Origin of the sequence: Microcoleus sp. M2_D5, assembly GCF_036701935.1 — a bacterium.
Classification (GTDB): Bacteria; Cyanobacteriota; Cyanobacteriia; order Cyanobacteriales; family Microcoleaceae; genus Microcoleus.
The window spans coordinates 1-16876 of record NZ_JAUBRP010000040.1 but is presented as its reverse complement, the minus strand read 5'-3'; the positions used below and the strand labels follow the sequence as shown (position 1 = coordinate 16876).

General features: G+C 46.0%; 13 protein-coding genes. 1 reads left to right on the top strand and 12 read right to left on the bottom strand.

Annotation, left to right across the window (positions count from 1 at the left end; genetic code table 11):
* Nucleotides 1-179: 179 nt before the first annotated feature.
* From QUA50_RS17460 to nfi, 12 genes are all read right to left on the bottom strand, one after another.
* Entirely contained in the window at nucleotides 180-1052 is an 873-nt protein-coding gene (locus QUA50_RS17460; protein ID WP_333263681.1) for an MBL fold metallo-hydrolase, read from the bottom strand.
* A gap of 509 nt (nucleotides 1053-1561) precedes the next feature.
* Nucleotides 1562-2851 (bottom strand): HhoA/HhoB/HtrA family serine endopeptidase, encoded by a 1290-nt coding sequence (locus QUA50_RS17455; protein WP_333263683.1) that lies wholly within the window; start codon nucleotides 2849-2851, stop codon nucleotides 1562-1564.
* 887 nt (nucleotides 2852-3738) lie between these two features.
* Nucleotides 3739-4821, bottom strand: a complete 1083-nt coding sequence (locus QUA50_RS17450; RefSeq protein ID WP_333263686.1) for an AI-2E family transporter — start codon at nucleotides 4819-4821, stop codon at nucleotides 3739-3741.
* A 260-nt stretch (nucleotides 4822-5081) separates the two neighbouring features.
* On the bottom strand, nucleotides 5082-6152 hold the full coding sequence (locus tag QUA50_RS17445; RefSeq protein WP_333263689.1) for a D-alanine--D-alanine ligase family protein: 1071 nt from the start codon (nucleotides 6150-6152) through the stop codon (nucleotides 5082-5084).
* A 197-nt stretch (nucleotides 6153-6349) separates the two neighbouring features.
* Nucleotides 6350-7690: a tRNA (N6-isopentenyl adenosine(37)-C2)-methylthiotransferase MiaB gene (gene miaB, locus QUA50_RS17440; protein WP_333263692.1), complete on the bottom strand. Its 1341-nt coding sequence runs from the start codon at nucleotides 7688-7690 to the stop codon at nucleotides 6350-6352.
* A 451-nt stretch (nucleotides 7691-8141) separates the two neighbouring features.
* The gene (locus QUA50_RS17435) at nucleotides 8142-9296 is read right to left on the bottom strand and encodes a DNA cytosine methyltransferase (protein ID WP_333263695.1); all 1155 of its coding nucleotides are present in this window, start codon (nucleotides 9294-9296) and stop codon (nucleotides 8142-8144) included.
* Nucleotides 9297-9423: 127 nt separating this feature from the next.
* On the bottom strand, nucleotides 9424-9852 hold the full coding sequence (locus QUA50_RS17430) for a hypothetical protein (protein ID WP_333263698.1): 429 nt from the start codon (nucleotides 9850-9852) through the stop codon (nucleotides 9424-9426).
* Nucleotides 9853-9977: 125 nt separating this feature from the next.
* The gene (locus QUA50_RS17425; protein WP_333263700.1) at nucleotides 9978-10319 is read right to left on the bottom strand and encodes a hypothetical protein; all 342 of its coding nucleotides are present in this window, start codon (nucleotides 10317-10319) and stop codon (nucleotides 9978-9980) included.
* Between the two features lie 117 nt (nucleotides 10320-10436).
* A complete protein-coding gene (locus QUA50_RS17420) occupies nucleotides 10437-12440 on the bottom strand; it encodes an FHA domain-containing protein (protein WP_333263703.1) in 2004 nt (667 codons plus the stop codon).
* 234 nt (nucleotides 12441-12674) lie between these two features.
* Complete coding sequence (locus tag QUA50_RS17415; RefSeq protein WP_333263705.1) at nucleotides 12675-13205, bottom strand: FHA domain-containing protein; 531 nt, start codon at nucleotides 13203-13205, stop codon at nucleotides 12675-12677.
* 622 nt (nucleotides 13206-13827) lie between these two features.
* On the bottom strand, nucleotides 13828-14058 hold the full coding sequence (locus QUA50_RS17410; protein WP_006631632.1) for a KGG domain-containing protein: 231 nt from the start codon (nucleotides 14056-14058) through the stop codon (nucleotides 13828-13830).
* Between the two features lie 459 nt (nucleotides 14059-14517).
* On the bottom strand, nucleotides 14518-15165 hold the full coding sequence (gene nfi, locus QUA50_RS17405) for a deoxyribonuclease V (protein ID WP_333263708.1): 648 nt from the start codon (nucleotides 15163-15165) through the stop codon (nucleotides 14518-14520).
* Between the two features lie 636 nt (nucleotides 15166-15801).
* Here nfi and QUA50_RS17400 point away from each other — a divergent pair.
* Nucleotides 15802-16626 carry a prohibitin family protein gene (locus QUA50_RS17400; RefSeq protein WP_333263711.1) on the top strand — a complete coding sequence of 275 codons (825 nt, stop codon included), beginning with the start codon at nucleotides 15802-15804 and terminating at the stop codon, nucleotides 16624-16626.
* Nucleotides 16627-16876: the final 250 nt, after the last annotated feature.

Below are 16876 nucleotides of genomic sequence, written 5' to 3'. Positions count from 1 at the left end.
TTCAGGAAGAAACCCGGTTTCTACCTCCCCACCAACAGCTTCCAAACTCCATAACTTAGAAACAAAATTTGTAGTTTGCATTTCTTCCAACAGCGGCGATGACTTCTTTTTCGTGGTTGGCGGCGAAAGTGTGTGTAGGATTGGTTTCAACCGCCTAGTAGAAAAGGGGTTTTAAACTATTAAGCATCGACCATCCAAGCAATACACTTTTGCATTTGATTGCTCATTATTTGTCGATCGGCATTATACCTGCGGCCGTGTCCCGGCAACACCCATTCAAACGAGTAATTAGCCAAATTCTGCATAGATTTGACTTGTTCCGGCCAAGAATACCAACAGACATCGCGAAAAGCAACCAAATGCTGCAAACTTTCCGACCAAGCCAGATGATCGCCGCTAAACAAAAACTTGTTATTGTAAAGCAAAACTGTGTGACCTTCCGTGTGGCCTGGCACAGAAATAACCAACAAATCATCTGCGATTTGATACGGTTCGCTACCAGACAGTTTAATTTCTACACTGCGAGTATCCGCGTTAATTTCGTCAGCATGGAGAATGCGATCGCACCCAAAATGATCGCGGTATTGTTGATGATCTGCCACATCATCGCGGTGAGTCAAGTACATATAGCGAATGCCGCCCATTGCTTCTATGTTTTTGACTAGCGGCGGCACAAAACGGGGAGAATCAACTAAAATGTTTCCTTCGGGACGGACAATTAAATAGCTTGCTGCGGCGTAGGATTTCTCTGAGTGGTAGCCGCAGTGATAGACATTTTCTGCTACGAGTGCGGGCAAACTTTGCTGAACTTCTTTGATGTTTTTCGGTTTTTCTACAGTGCCGATCGAACTTGTGGGACAAGACAAAAGAGCCGCGAGCGATCGCATTTCTTCCATCTCGTTTCTTGGCTGCTGGTAAACCGCCGACTGTTCTCCTGCTTGAGTAAATACTTCAGGTGCCATCCACCGACAAGTATCGCAGTCAATACAGGTACTGTCTACATAAAAGTTACCGTTAATATTTTCAGTACGCCTCCGATTAATGTTAGCCATTTTTCTACCTCTTAATAACCCATATAAATTATGGTAACTTAGTTTAACTAAAACCCCCGACATCCCGCCGGGGTTTAAACCCGTCTCACAGCACAAGTCGGTTGAAACTCACCTCTTGCACTATTCTCAAGAACGGGCTCTTCGGCCCGTTCCACAAGAGATAAATTTTCTTGTGGAACAGGCCGGAAAGCCTGTTCCTAAAATGCTAATTGAGAATGGTGTAAAATATGAGTTGAAATTCACCTCTTGCACTATTCTCAAGAACGGGCTCTTCGGCCCGTTCCACAAAAGATAAATTTTCTTGTGGAACAGGCCGGAAAGCCTGTTCCTAAAAGGCTAATTGAGAATGGTGCCAAATATGAGTTTTAACTCACCTCTTGCACCATTCTCAAGAACGGGCTCTTCGGCCCGTTCCACAAAGAGTAGATTTTCTTGTGGAACAGGCCGGAAAGCCTGTTCCTAAAATGCTAATTGAGAATGGTGCCAAATATGAGTTGCAATCAACAATTCTACCGCTGCTGATCCGCTGGAAAAGCACCCGCTTTCACCGCCACAGTAACAGGTTGTCCGCCGCGGCTCAATTCAAGCTGCAGATCGCTGCCGACTGTACTTTTCTCGACAATTTGCTGTACGCTGCCAGCATCAGTTACTTCTGTACCGTTGATTTTCTTGATCACGTCGGCAAGGCGAACTCCAGCTTGTGCCGCCGGAGAATTTTTCGCAACTCCCAAAACTAACACGCCTTTATCTTCAGTCAGCCTCAATTTGGTGTTGGGATTGTTATTAAATTCTCTCTTGATTTCGGGAGTAATGCTCAACATCCGAACGCCGAGATAAGGATGTTCGGCTTTTCCTGCTGTTACTAATTGGTTGGCAATTTGTTGTGCTCGATCGATCGGAATAGCAAAACCCAATCCTTGAGCGCCTTGAATAATCGCCGTATTCATGCCGATAACTTGACCGCGCTGGTTCAGCAGCGGCCCACCAGAATTGCCGGGATTGATCGCAGCGTCGGTTTGAATAAAACTAACACGTTTGTCGGGAACACCGACATCGGCGCTAGAACGACCTGTAGCGCTAATAATTCCCACAGTCACAGTATTGTCCAAACCGAGGGGATTGCCGATCGCGATCGCCCATTCTCCCGGCTGTAACTCTTCAGATTTGCCCAAACTCACCACAGGCAAATTATTAGCTTCTATTTTAACAACAGCCACATCAGTAACTGTATCTACGCCTAAAACTTTGCCGACAAATTCGCGGCCATCCTTCAGTTTTACCGTCACCGTATCCGCCCCGTTAACGACGTGAGCGTTAGTCAAAATGCGGCCGTCAGAACCGAAAACAAAACCCGAACCAGAGCCCCTTTCTACCCGATTTCCCGGTTGAATGGGAGATTCTGAACCGAAGAAGCGGCGGAATTGTTCGGGGATTTCATCTGGAACTTGGTTCGTCACCGTGCGAGACGAATTGATCCGCACCACTGCCGGGCCGACTTCCTGCACAACTTTAGTGACAAAATTAGAGTCTTGAGAAGGCAATATATTGGCAGGCAATGCTGAGATTGGCGCTGTAGTTGAAGGTTCAGCTTGAATGGCGTTAGAACTTCCAGGAACTTTAGAAGTTAAGGCGTTACACCCAACAGTGGCGGTGGAACCGAGCAAAATGAGGGATAAAAAAGCCAGTTTTTTCGGCAAAGAAGAACGGCGAGAACGCACAGTTGTAGCAGGCATATTTTTAGTTGACATAGTATTGAGTTGGTGGGAGTTAGAGGGAGAGTTATAATTAGGATTTTGCATTTTTAGCACCTACTGTAATTAAATTACAACTAAAGGTTCTTTAATTTTAATTCAAGCATTTATGAGTTCTGCTTGACTGGTGGGGTTTACCCTACAAGCTGGGGTAGAAACCGGACTGTCGCAGGCAGATTGTTTGTGGATTCCAGCTTTTGAGTGCGATCGAACTGGGTCGGCACTGGCTAATTGCTGTCTGAGTGCGATAATACAAACTACGGTAGCCAGCTCGCATATTCCGCATTTCCCGCGAAATTTTCACCAAAAAACTGGGTCTGAAGCCCCGTCCTTATAGGACGGCTTTACATTGAATTAAATCCCCTTTCGGGGTCGGAGAGGGAATTTAATGCAACCTCTCCGATTTTTCGGGAATGGTTGCCCCAAACTCCCATTTCTGGGGTAAAGTTAGCTTCGACAAAGTTATAAAGGCTTGTTAGGCTAGCAGCACTGTCTCAGTGACCTTAAGACTGTTTAACCACTAGCGACAGAGCAAGGGACTAGCTTCGCATCCCAGGGTGTCGTGACCTAAATAACGTAGCTATTTAAAGCTTAGTCTGGTCAGAATGGCCTGTTAGATTTCTCTTTCAAGCCTCACGCCTTTAGGCTGAGGTTTCTGACAGGATTGATATCCGAAGTCAACAACAATCGTGCACTCAAAAAAACCAGGTTTCTACGCAAAATATTCGTTGTGAGCCATCGAGGTTAACGTAGAAACGGAGTTTTTGACCCCGCCTGCATCCATGAAGGGTAGCAGCTAAAGCACCGGAAAGCCTCACCCTGAAGCAGGAATTAAAAAACCTGTAAAGCCTCAAGCTCAAGTACCAACTAAACCTAAGTCAAAATAGCCTGCAAAAACTCTCTTCAAATCAAAAATTTGAACCTAGGGAGGAATTTTATTGCTCCATAGGTTCAATGGAACTAACCGAATCGATTTCCCTCGACTTTTTCCTCGAAGTTTCCAAAACATCAACAGTATTCTTAATAAAACCAGCCATCGGCACAGCAACTAATAAACCTGCTATTCCCGCCACCTTAACCCCCACCAGCAGCGCCACTAAAATCCACACAGGATTGAGACCGATAAAACCGCCTAATAACCGAGGAGCAACGCCACTTTCAATTATTTGCTGAATTACTGTAGCGACAGCCAAAACTGTGACTCCGAGCCAAAAGTTGTTTAATGTGATTAGCAAACTGACAATGCAAATACTGAAAGGTGCCCCGAAGGGAATTATGGTCATTACACCCACACCCAAACCGAATAGCAGTCCGAAGGGAACTCGCAAAATTAAGAAAGCAACAGTCATCGACAGTCCCATCAAACCCGCCAAAGTTGCTTGCCCGACGAAGTAGTTGTGGAAGCTTCGCGCCAGCAACTCTCGCAATTGAAGGCTCAGCTTGGAGGGAAACCATTTAAACAAGCCTTCCCATACGCGATCGCCGTGCAAGAGCAAGTAGAATGTCACGACTATTGTGAGGAGGAAATTCAACAGACTGTCTGCAGCACCCAAACCAAATCTGAGAATTTCGCCAGTGAGAGACTGCAATTGAAATGAAAGTCGATCGCTCAATTGGGTAGTCAAACCGCTAACATCAATGCGGAGATTGCGATTTTCCGCCCAATTGTGGAATGCTTCAATTTGTTCTGTGCCAGAAACTATCCAAGTCGGCAGTCGGGTGGCGAGTTCAGTGATTTGGTTTAGCAGAATGGGAGCCAGAGTGATAGCTAAAACCACCAATACCAGTAAAGTCAAAAACAATACCGATAAAACTGCTCGATCGCGCTTTAAGCCGTATCTGTACAGAAAGCGCACGGGATAATCTAGCAAAAAAGACAGCACTGTAGCCACTACCAAAACTGTAATCAGGGCGCGAAAATATTCAAAGACTAGGAGGGCTAACCAGCAGTTGAGTACCGCTAGGGGAAATACCAGTCCGTAAGTCCACCACTGCTGCAGTTGAGTGAAACGTCTCATCTAAGTTAACCGAGTTAAAATTTGAGATGCAAGATGTGAGATTGGCGCTGCTATTCGCCCTTCTTTCTCAACCATTTTATAGTGTATTTATTTATACCCGACTGCTGAAAATTTCCAGTTGCTCGACCCGCAGCGGAAATTGGGTTGCTGGCAGGCAGAGCCTGCCACAACTATGTTATATCGTTTCCGCTAGTATGGATATATTACCTGCGAAAATAATTTATTTTCAGTTGACCGGGCAGCGGTTTGCAAATCGCAATTCAACCTTTTTCCCCGTGCCTTTCGAGAGCTAATTGAATTAAACGGTCTACTAATTCAGGGAAAGAAATGCCGTCCGCTGCCCACATTTGCGGATACATACTGGTAGCTGTAAAGCCAGGAAAAGTGTTGATTTCATTAATCAAAACTTCTCCGGTTGATTCAATGTAGAAAAAGTCTACTCGCGCTAAACCTGCAGCGTCTACAGCCAAAAATGCTTGCACTGCCATTTCTTGGATTTGCGAGACGATCGCACCGCTGACTTTTGCCGGGATTGAGCAGTCGGCTTGTCCCTGGGTATATTTAGTTTCGTAGTCGTAGAAATCGCTTTGAAAAGAAATTTCTCCCACCGTTGAAGCTTGGGGATTATCGTTACCTAAAACTGCACATTCTAATTCTCTAGCAACCACACCCGCTTCGACAATTATCCGCCTGTCGTAGCTAGCGGCGCTGTCGAGGGCTGCTTCTAACTCAGCGCGCGATCGAGCTTTAGAAATTCCCACAGACGAACCCAAATTCGCTGGTTTAACAAAGCAAGGATAGCCCAAACTCGCTTCAATTTTGTCGCACAGTTTGGGGAAAACGCAAGGATTAGACCAGATTTCGGAACGGTTGACAGCGATGTATTTTACCTGCGGCAAACCAGCTTGAGCAAAAGCCATTTTCATCGCAATTTTATCCATTCCCAGCGCCGAACCTAAAACCCCCGAACCGACAAAAGGAACTTGCAATAATTTCAGCAACCCTTGCACAGTGCCGTCTTCACCGTTTGGGCCGTGCAAAACAGGGAACCAAACATCTACGGCATTAAAATTAGGAAACTGTCCAGCGGAAGAATCATCTTCTGCTGTTTGTTCCTCTATTTCCAGAGGTTTTCCGGTGGCTAAGACTTCTTGAGGTAATGTTCCCGACAGCCAGCGGCCGTTTTTTTGGATGTAAAAGGGCAGAACTTCGTATTTAGAGGCATTTTCCTCAGCAGCGAGGGCACGGGCGATCGCGCGCGCCGAACTAATAGAGACTTCGTGTTCGCCCGATCGCCCCCCGAACAATAGCCCGATCCGCATCATTGTCATTTTTCACTACTCCTAGGACTTTTCGACAAATATACACGCAGTTAGCGCAGCCAACGCAGAAACGAACCGCCTTAAAACTACTTATCTCCTCCCTCCCACTCTTCCTCTGCGATCTCTGCGATCTCTGCGGTAAAAAAAATTACATCTTCTTAGAAAAGTTCACCAGTAAGCCGTCCCCTATCTCATTCCGGTGCTATTTAAAGCATTTCCCCCGTCAAACTAAAAGCACGAATATCGGTAATTTTAACCCGCACAATTTTACCCGCCAATTCAGCAATATCGCCCTTAAAAAATGTGAGGCGATTGCCGCGAGTCCGCCCCATCACCTGAGTTGGATCTTTGAGATTCTGGACTTCAACCAAAACCTCTTCAGTGCGTCCGAAATAGCGCTGCGATCGTTCCATCGCCGTTGTTGTCACTACGTGATTGATTCGTTGCAGGCGATCGGCCTTCACATCCTCACTCAACTGATTTTCCCACAAAGCCGCCGGCGTTCCCGGGCGCGGCGAATAAGCCGCAGTATTCACCAAATCGAAACCAACATCTTCGATTAACTTCAAAGTCTTCTCAAACTGCGCTTCCGTCTCCCCAGGAAAACCCACAATCGCATCCGCAGTAATCGAAGCATCCGGCATATAACGGCGAATTGTATCAATAATCCGGCGGTATTTCTCCTGAGTATAACCGCGCGACATCGCCTTCAAAATCTCATTATCTCCCGACTGAAAAGGAATGTGAAAATGTTCGCAAACCTGCGGTAATTCAGCACAAGCCTTAATTAATCTCTCCGTAAAATAGCGCGGGTGGCTAGTAGCAAATCTGAGGCGATCGATCCCAGGCACATCCTGCACAAAATAAAGCAAATGCGTCAAAGTATGCTGGTTGCTGCCGTCCGGTTTTGTCCCAGGCAAATCGCGCCCATAAGCATCAATATTTTGCCCCAATAAAGTTACTTCCTTGTAACCTTGACGGCCCAAATCCTCCATTTCCGCGCGAATAGCCTCCGGCATTCGCGACTGTTCAACGCCGCGAACATTCGGGACAACACAATAAGTGCAGCGTTCATTGCAGCCGTAAATTACATTCACCCAAGCAGTCACCTTGCTGTCGCGGCGCGGCTTAGTAATATCCTCCATAATCTCAACAGCTTCAGTCGCCACAACCTGATTGCCCTCAAAAACTTGTTCCAGCAAATCTTCAAGTCGGTTAGCGTGTTGCGGCCCCATTACTAAGTCTAATTCCGGCACTCTCCGCAGCAGCGCTTCACCTTCCTGCTGCGCCACGCATCCAGCTACAACTAAAGTTAAACCCGGTTCTTGGCGCTTGCGATGAGCTTGCCTTCCGAGGTTAGAATAAACTCTTTGTTCGGCATTGTCGCGAATCGTGCAAGTATTGTAGAGTATCAAGCTAGCTTCATTCGGGTCTTCCGAGAACTCAAAGCCCATATTTTCCAGAATGCCGGCCATCCGTTCCGAGTCGGCTTTATTCATCTGGCATCCGAAAGTAGTGATGTGATAGCGGCGGGGTTTAACGGTCATGGCGAATTGCAGGCAAATAAAAAATATAGGTTTTCAACCTCAACCAAGTATTATATAACAAATCTAAACCCTTTGTGAACTTTTATTTTTATCCGTCTTTTCTCTTTCTCAGCACCCTCTCCTGTTTATTAGACTTATTGCATAAATCTTTGATGGATAGGGGAAACCGCAGATAAACGCAGATAAACGCAAATGCCTTTGAAGATAGTTTGCAAAGGCATACAATCTTGCCTCTTAAAAAAACCACTTTCACAAATCTGTAGGGTGTGTGAGGCGCGGCGATTAACTTCCGCCACTGACAATCAATCTTAAACCGCGCGTCACGCACCAAAATCTAGTTGGGGCGGTGCGTGAATATTAAAAATCCACAGTTTGAATTCAAAAAATACTCGCCCTTACGCACCACGGCGAAAGTCCTGATGCTAAGGTTTATTTGCGCCTATTTATCTATTTATTTTCTCTGTAAAAACTCTAAAATTGTTTTGGCAATACCTTGTGCAGCCAAATAAGGGACTCCATTGCCAACTGTTTTAAACATATTAGTCAACGTCATCTTAGCCGGCAGTGCAAAATCTTTTGGCAGTGACTGAATAGCCAGTGTTTCTGCAACAGAAAGCCGGCGAAGTTTGTAAGGGTGCAAGTGAACTTCGTTATTGCCGTAACAAGCTGTCGGCGAATAACGCCACCGGTGCAATCGCTTGAAAGATTTTTTTGAATCATCTCCTTCATCAACCGAAGCAAACCGCTTAATGCCTGCTTTGGGTTGAAAATAGTGTTTGGCATTGGGATGGTTGAGAACGTCATTTTTTTGGAACCAAAACTCAACGGTTAACTCTTTAGGAATACCATCGGGACAAGGCACGAAACCATCACCTGCAAAGGCAGTTCTATCCGGCCAAGGATGAGAAAAAATTTCTGATTTGGGATATAATATCTGACTTTGCCAAGGAAATAAATTTTCGGATAACATTTGGCTTTTTTCCTCTAGGGAAATGCCCAGATTTTTGACAAGATTTTTTCTAAGTCCTATCAAAATAATTCTATCCCTATCTTGCGGAACCCCGTATTCTATCGCATTAATTAAACGTTCGGTAAAAACGTATCCCGACTCAGACAACTGATTTTTGAGTGCGTCGTAAAAAGCTTTATGTTTTTTTGTTCTCCACAAACCTTTGACATTTTCAAATAAAAAGAAATCTGGCTGCTGCTGGCAAATCAATTCAATGTATGAAGCTGAAAGTTGACCTTTATCTCCTTCCCCACCCCGGTTTTTGCCGCCAATAGAAAAGTCAGGACAAGGCGGGCCGGCGATAAATCCCACAATATCGTGATGCTTGCGGGCATCCTGCATCAATTCCCGCAGGCGAAAAGCTGGTTCTCCCCCTACAAGTCGAGTTACATCTGCTTCCTCTCCTTCGCAATATCCGTATTCTGGTAGCGGCAAATTCAGGCACTGCCGAGAATAGCGGTATGCTTGCATGAAAGGTGGGAAAATTTCATTGACATACGCTATATTAAAGCCGATCGACTCAAAACCCAGATCGAGCAAGCCTGAACCCGAAAAAAATGAGAAAATACAGGGGATGGGGAATTGGGAATTGGGCATGGGGAATTGGGAATTGGGAATTGGTAATTGGTAATTGACCGGGGCGGGTTTATGAGATTATTAATTTGAGGCGATTATTATTTGTAAAACCCGCCCCTACAGGCATCACAAAAATCACACAATATTTTTACAACCATTGACCGCCTCGGAAACGCCAGTAGGGAAAGAAAATCCGCATCAGTGTTTGCGACGCCAGATAAATAGCCAGCCACAGTAAACTGTAATGCAAAGCAAAAGCTCCCAAGTCAAAATCTTGTGCAGGTATTCCCGGCAAACCGATAACTTTGATTAAAAATAACACAAAAAGTGCCTCCCAAATCCCAGCGAGCACTTGAAATACACCGGGCCAATCTCGATCCCAGCGGAACTGCTGGATGTATATATATAAAGCATCCCAGCCGATGCCAAAAATCGCTACATACCCTAAAATCCAGAAAAAGATTGAGCCTGATTGGGAGGTAATTAAACCCAGAAAAAAGGGCAGCGTTACTAAAATGCCTGCGGTTGCAAATAGCAGTAACCGAGTTTGCCAGCGGCCGAATAAGGTGGGAGTCATGCGATTTTAGATTTTAGATTTTAGATTTTAGATTGAATGGGAAGGTTGTTCGATTTGGGATTTTGGATTTGGGATTTTAGATTGAATGGGAAAGTTGTGCGATTTGGGATTTTGGATTTGGGATTTTAGGTTGAAGGCGAAGTCCGTTTTAATAAGTTAAATATGATATCTTTTACCATTTTTAAGAACAGGCAAGATGCCTGTTCCACAAAGAGTGACTTTTCTTGTGGGGTGGGCAGGATGCCCGCGCAAGATGCCTGTTCCACAAAGAGTGAGTTTTCTTGTGGAGTGGGCAGGATGCCCGCGCAAGATGCTCGTTCCACAGAGAGTGAGTTTTCTTGTGGAGTGGGCAGGATGCCCGCGCAAGATGCTCGTTCCACAGAGAGTGAGTTTTCTTGTGGAGTGGGCAGGATGCCCGCGCAAGATGCTCGTTCCGCGAAGAGTGGGTTTTCTTGTGGGGTGGGCATCTTGCCCGCCCGTAAAAAACCTGCTAGCCCGTAAAAAAACTATTGAAAATGGTGCAATGTCTCCGTTAAATCTATTAAATCCCGTACATGGCTTGTTGCCGAACTTCGTCCTTCAAATTAGTCGGGAGATTTATTGAAAATCCACTTCAACCACTGCACGAACGATCGCCAAACGCTCAATTTCCGCACACCCGCAACTCGGTTGGCGGCCAGACTTTCAACGGAACGCAAGGCGGCGTATTGCAAGCCCAAAAAACTGTCTACCGGCGCGTAAGGCCCCCCCAAAGTAATCGCGCCGGCTGCGTATACCCGGCCTTCTGTGTTGCTAGCAGAAGAATTCCGCAATTCGGGAACTTCAAAATCGTTGTTAACACTCAGCCGCCCCAAACTGTTGAGGGGAAGATTGTATTGAACTACCAAATCGTTTAACAGGGGACTGGTTTTTACCTTAGCGTCCAAACCCGTAGCGTCAATAATAAAATCAGCTTCTAACTTAATTTGCCCCTTGAGTTCCTTCTCCTGAATGTACGTCACCGTGCGGTTTTGACTGTCGCGCTCAACTCGCTCGACTTCGCCGAAGGTAATTTGATACCATCCTTGACTTAAACCTTCTTTGACAATCCGCCGCCAGTCGCTGCGCTGGGCAGTGGTAGTTCCGCCCCAGTCGGTGAGCAACTGCGGGCGAAATTCCGGGGCCGCTTTTTCCAAAATTACTCGCAGTTCGCCGCCCCAGCAAGCTTTCGGCCAGTTGAAAGGTTGAAATTCGTAGTGATTTTCGACGCGGCGCTCAGCGAGTTTAAATTTGTTACCTTGAGGTTTGGGCGATCGCATCAAATGCAATACTTGAATGTTGCGGTTCCGCTGTCGCGCTTCGTAAATTCGCTGCACCACGCGGGAAGCCACAATTCCCCGGCCTCTAATTAACACGCTGCCGCCGCTGGCTTCCAATTTTTCATAAACGCCGTCGTGGCTTTCGTAAGCGTTGACAACCGACTCAAAATCCTGGGTTTTTTCGCGGTAAGCTTGCAAATCCGGCAAAAATTGAATGGCGGGATAGCCGGTGGCTAAGTGTACGTATTTGGCGATTAAAAAAGCGTGGTCGCGACGATCGGCATTCGATCGAGAATAAGCGATCGCGTACCTGCCGTCATCTGTTTTGCGAATTCCCCGCACTCTACCGTAGCGAAACATCTGATTCCACCCAATTCGATCGACTTCCCTGTCAATAGAATCAAATACATTCCCCGCGCGAGGCGTATAAGTTTCGGCAAAAGTCGGTTCGGCAAACACCTGCCACATTAACTTCAGCGACATTCCCAAACGCCCTTTGTGCAATTCCCGCCAAGCTTCCCGCAAAGCATAGGGAGGCCACCCCCAAATGTTGTCTGGACAAGAGTCAGAATTCGATCGCAGCCGTTCCCGCAGCGGAATTTGAGAATTCAGGCACAGACGCAGGTAGCGGGCGTAAGGCTGGCTTTCCATGCCCAAAACTGCAATTCGATCGGTTTTCACACCGCAAATTCTCAGCAAATCCACCCAAATAAAGCTGCCCAAACCGCCGCCAACGGCCGCCCAATCAACTTCTGCTACAGGAAGTCCCATAGATTGGAGCGATCGCATTGACACTTGAGAAGCGTGCAAAAATGCGATCGGCGGAAATTCTCCCTTACTACTTGTTTGAGAAACCTGCGACATTATTTGCGGCCCCAATGCAGGGTCTGGCCCATTGGTCTGCAGGTTAAAGAAAATGTGAGAATTGACCGATGGCGTTTCTGGGGAATTAACAGCAAATGAAATGCCGATCGCGTAGGGCCCAACTTGCAGCATATCCCCGTTTGCCAGCACGCAACGGGTTTGGCGAATGCCGTTAACAAAAGTACCGTTGCGGCTGCCCGTGTCAGTAAGTAAAATACTGTTACCTTCTGTGCCAATCACTGCGTGAAAGCGAGAAACTTGACTGCTGCTGAGGGCAATTCGAGAAACTCGTTTCCCGTTGATAGTGGCGGGCATAGCTTCAAAAATTCGTCCCAAAGCGATGGGTAAGTCGAGTATCGGGGATCGACAATCCCCCGTAGCTGTATCTGTCCAAGTCAGTCGCAGGCGCAAGGGTTGAGAATTCATGATTATTTTTTAAACATCAGCCGTCGGCTTTGAGCTTCCTGCAAAAAAAGATTTGTGAAGTTGAGAGTGTTTAGCGGATACCGTGATTTTCCCTTTTTCTTAAATCTTGCACCATTGTCAATTAGCCTTTTATGAACAGGCTTTTCGGCCTGTTCCACAAGAAAATTCACTCTTTGTGGAACGGGCAAGATGCCCGTTCTTGAGAATGGTGCAACATCTCAGTTTTTCCAACTTTCACGGAGAGATAACCACACTCGCCGCCGCCGCCAAAGAAGTACCGCACCACGGACACCCCGCATTCAACTGCGCGTAAGGCGAAATTCGGCTGCATTTGGGACACTGCAAACCATATTGTGAAGGCCCCGTCGGCTGAAAGTTACCAGGTGCGGGAGGCCCGGACAGCAAAACTGTCTGGGGCGCGGCTACCTGCACCTCCGTGACATTTACCACCTCAATTTGCACTTGGCCTAAATGGATGTGGCTTCCCGAGTTCAATTTTGCTTCGCCTCGGGCGAGAATTTGTCCATCTACCAGCGGCGGATTGCTTTGGCGCAAATTCCGCACTGCATACTCCTGCAATTCCTGATTAAAAAATATTTCAACGTGCAGACCCGATACGCTCAGATGCGAAAATACTATATCGCACTTCGCCGGATCGCGCCCTAGCCTCACGGTTCCCGGATTTTTGCTCGGCTGTCCGTTTTCAATTGTCTGAGTTTGGCGCACCCCAGCTTCTGTCCATACTAAAGTGAGCTGGTTTGTCATGATTTTATAGTTAACTCAAAAATATAAAAAAATATTAACTGATTTATTTTGAGGACGGAGTTCCTCACCAAAAAACTTAATTATAATTATTGACAAGCGAATTTCAAAGGTGGTATCCGCCACGTGATTTATCTCGCGCAAGTCAATCCAAAATCTAAAATCTAAAATCCTTGCGTCCCCCGAATTAATCTCGCGCAAGTCAATCCAAAATCTAAAATCTAAAATCTAAAATCGAATGACGCCGACTCATCGCACTTCTAAAAATATTATGTGCAGCTATACAAAAAAGCCCTGAATTCGGGGCTTTTAGTGCTCGTATTGGCTTTTTTTTGAGAGACTGACTCGCGCTTGCCAGCTTTTGTTTCCCGCAAAATTATTGAGCCGAGTGCACCTTTGTTAAAATTTTGCTGTTAAAGATTGAGCAGCGATTGCTAAAAACTAATTCCTGGGGGGTTTTCACCTTTGCGAAGCTTTGGTGCGCTAGTGACGAATTTTGGAGGTTGGGCGATCGAACTACCTCGGTAACTTCGATCGCCCCACCTCCTCAAACGTTTACTGTCCTAGTGCTATCTCTCACGCTGCAACTGTGCAATCTTTCATTACAGGGCAAGCCTTGAAAGACTTAAGCTTCGCTTTTGCGGCTTTTCCGACCGCCTTCGCGACCAATTTGAGCCATGTGTTCGCGATTTCTGCTGACAGCTTCGCCGCCTTTTTGACCAGCTTGTCTGGCTTCTTCAGGGGTGAATTCGTGTGCAGTTCCTTTCTCGTGTGCAGCTTTTCCGCCTTTGCTAGCAATTGCGCGCTGTTTTTCTGCATCCATAGAAGCGAATCCGCGTTTGCTTTTCTCAGCCATGACTGTCTCCTTGTTTGTTTCTGATTTTTTAGCTCGATCGCGCCTTCGCCTCCCACTGTTGTGGTTACTCCCAGTCAGTGGTGAGATATCCGACGGTAAATTATGAAACTTCATCAAACGAATGTAAGCTTTTGGTTTAACTCGCAGAATGAATATTGCATAATTTACAACTGTGAACTAAAAATAGTTCACGCCCGGGCACTATAGTTAGAGCCGCCAATTTTTTAAGCTGGTTACTGTGTTTCAATCATTCTATAAACCCCCCCAACTTTTATACCTCTTTCTCAGGTATAGTCATTCTTTAGTTCGCTGGAAGGATGGAACCGAAAGCTGATTGGCAGTAGACTCAGAGGATTTTTCGACTCTGGCCGCGCCACCTCAAAAATTCAAAGTCCAAAGACGGATGCTTTTTTGGTCTTTTTACTTTTTTTTGAGGCATTCCGCGCTGGTCTGTTATCCCTATGTTAGTTGGTCTGCCGATCGAGTTGTTTCTGGTAAGCGATATTTTGGGGCGCAGCGCAGGACGTACTCGATCGCACTTATCAAGTTTACCTTATGACCTATCGAAACATACATCGGCTTTACCCCTGTTTGCGTCCTCAGCGCTGCGCCTACCGTCGATCCCTCTAGCAGCAAGGGTTGCCAACTGCCCCGGTCGAGTCCGACTTCGGAATGTTCTCCCATAAATCGATTTTTGGCAACTCCGATCGTCGGAATCCCTGTCAAAACCCCCAAATGGCAAGCAAGACCGAATTTGCGGGGATGGGCAAGTCCTTGACCGTCGCACAATATCAAGTCTGGCCTCAAACTGATATTTTCCAAAGCTTCGAGAACAGCAGGCACTTCTCGAAAAGACAGGAAACCCGGAATATAAGGAAAAGTTGTAGGACTGCGAACCACAGCTTGCTGTTGCAACTGCAAGTCTGGAAAGCTCAGAACTGTTACAGCGGCCCGCGATACGTCGTTTTCACTGTCGTAGCCGACATCTACGCCTGCGACGTAGCGAACTGTCTCCAGTTGATTTTGGGTAATTACCTCTGACCGAAGCTGTTCTTGAATGGCGATCGCCTCTTCAATTGTCTGCGGCCAAGGGTGTCGCTGCAACATTTTGATTTTTCTTCAACCGTTCTCATCTAAGCTTAACTTATTTTCGGGCATTTTTAAACTCGGATTTTTATCGTTTGTAGCTATAAATTCCCAACTTGCCCGATGAGTCTTTTTTCTACTCAGGAGGGTTGATCTAGGCGGGCCGATGCCAATTCTACAAATAGAGTCTGTAGGTCGGAGAGTCAAATTCTATCTTTCGCTTGTGCTGGAACCAACCCCCAAAGGTTTAATCGGCACACTGCTCCAATTTTCTACTCTAAATTTACAAAAAGTACCTCTTTGATGCTGATTTTTTAGCTTTCTAGAAAGCTTTCTGTTTCCGATCGCCCTTTTATCGCTTCTCAAAGAGCGATCGAGCTATCTATTTACTTCGGCTTTATCTAAAAAAATTCTATTTGTCAAGATCCTTGAAACATTTATTCATCAATAATCTCACCCAGCTACAAGTGCCATTGTTCATCCCCGCTCATCGAGCTAAGAGGTTCCCAGACCCTGACAAGTATATGACTTTTATGAAAAAAAATACATAAATTTATGAGTGGTTGCACCATTAACCTGAAGTTATAATCTTAGATAATATCAAATAGAAAACTAACATCAAGTAACACAACATAGGTGAATCAACATATGAAAACCATGCAAAGTGTTCAGTACAACCTAGCTCTCTACATCGTCGGTGGCATCGTCTTCATCATCGCCGCCTTAATTTTAAGACCTTTTGCCATCGTCGGCCCAGGGGAACGCGGCGTTATGATGCGCTTCGGGAAAGTTCAAGAGGCGATTTTAGATGAAGGCATCCACCCGATTTTACCCATCGTCACCTCTGTAAAAACTCTCAGCGTGAGGGTACAAAAAACAGATTTGAAAGCAGATGCAGCATCCAAAGATTTGCAAAGCATTACGACAGATTTGGCAGTCAACTGGAATGTTGACCCCGCCAAAGTAAATCAAATTTACCAACAAATAGGAGACGAAGAACAAATTGTTACCAGCATTCTGAGTCCGGCAATTTCAGAAGTTCTCAAAGCAGCAACTTCTAAAAAAACCGCCGAAGAAATTATCACTAAGCGCACCGAACTCAAAACTGAAATCGACAACAGCCTCAAAAAGCGTTTGGAACCTTACGGTGTCATTGTCAGAGATGTTTCCTTAATAAATTTTGGCTTTTCTCCTGAATTTAGCAAAGCCATAGAATCCAAACAAATAGCCGAACAAGAAGCTAAACAAGCAGAATTTACTGTTCAAAAAGCCACCCAAGATGCTCAAGCTGAAATTAACCGCGCTAAAGGTAAAGCTGAAGCTCAACGCTTGCAGCGGCAAACATTAACAGCCGAAATTTTGCAGCAGCAAGCAATTGAAAAATGGAACGGTCAGTTTCCGACAGTAATGGGAGGAGGCGGAACTTTGCCATTAATTAATATTGCGCCGCCGACTTCTCAAGCAGCAACTCCTGCTAGATAAGCTGCAGCAGATCGTGATTGCCGGGGCGCGGGGAGAAGGGGAGAGGGGAAGAGGGGGAGAGAGTCTGAGGGGGAGAAGAATAGAGGGTTTTTCACTGCGGAGATGAAGATGTGCTTTTTTAACGGCCGAACAGCAAGGGTAGAAAATACAACTAACAACTAACGTGAAATCCCGCTTAGGATCGCGAATTAAATAACTTACAATTTTAATTGTTATTGTGGGATGGGCGTCCCGCCCGTCCGTTTTGGAC

Excerpts from the sequence above, each read along its gene's own strand:
- QUA50_RS17455 (WP_333263683.1), bottom strand. The coding sequence starts at position 2,851 with ATGCAAAATCCTAATTATAACTCTCCCTCTAACTCCCACCAACTCAAT.
- QUA50_RS17460 (WP_333263681.1), bottom strand. The coding sequence starts at position 1,052 with ATGGCTAACATTAATCGGAGGCGTACTGAAAATATTAACGGTAACTTT.
- QUA50_RS17450 (WP_333263686.1), bottom strand. The coding sequence starts at position 4,821 with ATGAGACGTTTCACTCAACTGCAGCAGTGGTGGACTTACGGACTGGTA.
- QUA50_RS17420 (WP_333263703.1), bottom strand. The coding sequence starts at position 12,440 with ATGAATTCTCAACCCTTGCGCCTGCGACTGACTTGGACAGATACAGCT.
- QUA50_RS17425 (WP_333263700.1), bottom strand. The coding sequence starts at position 10,319 with ATGCCCACCCCACAAGAAAACCCACTCTTCGCGGAACGAGCATCTTGC.
- nfi (WP_333263708.1), bottom strand. The coding sequence starts at position 15,165 with ATGTTGCAGCGACACCCTTGGCCGCAGACAATTGAAGAGGCGATCGCC.
- QUA50_RS17415 (WP_333263705.1), bottom strand. The coding sequence starts at position 13,205 with ATGACAAACCAGCTCACTTTAGTATGGACAGAAGCTGGGGTGCGCCAA.
- QUA50_RS17445 (WP_333263689.1), bottom strand. The coding sequence starts at position 6,152 with ATGACAATGATGCGGATCGGGCTATTGTTCGGGGGGCGATCGGGCGAA.
- QUA50_RS17430 (WP_333263698.1), bottom strand. The coding sequence starts at position 9,852 with ATGACTCCCACCTTATTCGGCCGCTGGCAAACTCGGTTACTGCTATTT.
- QUA50_RS17410 (WP_006631632.1), bottom strand. The coding sequence starts at position 14,058 with ATGGCTGAGAAAAGCAAACGCGGATTCGCTTCTATGGATGCAGAAAAA.
- QUA50_RS17435 (WP_333263695.1), bottom strand. The coding sequence starts at position 9,296 with ATGCCCAATTCCCAATTCCCCATCCCCTGTATTTTCTCATTTTTTTCG.
- miaB (WP_333263692.1), bottom strand. The coding sequence starts at position 7,690 with ATGACCGTTAAACCCCGCCGCTATCACATCACTACTTTCGGATGCCAG.
- QUA50_RS17400 (WP_333263711.1), top strand. The coding sequence starts at position 15,802 with ATGCAAAGTGTTCAGTACAACCTAGCTCTCTACATCGTCGGTGGCATC.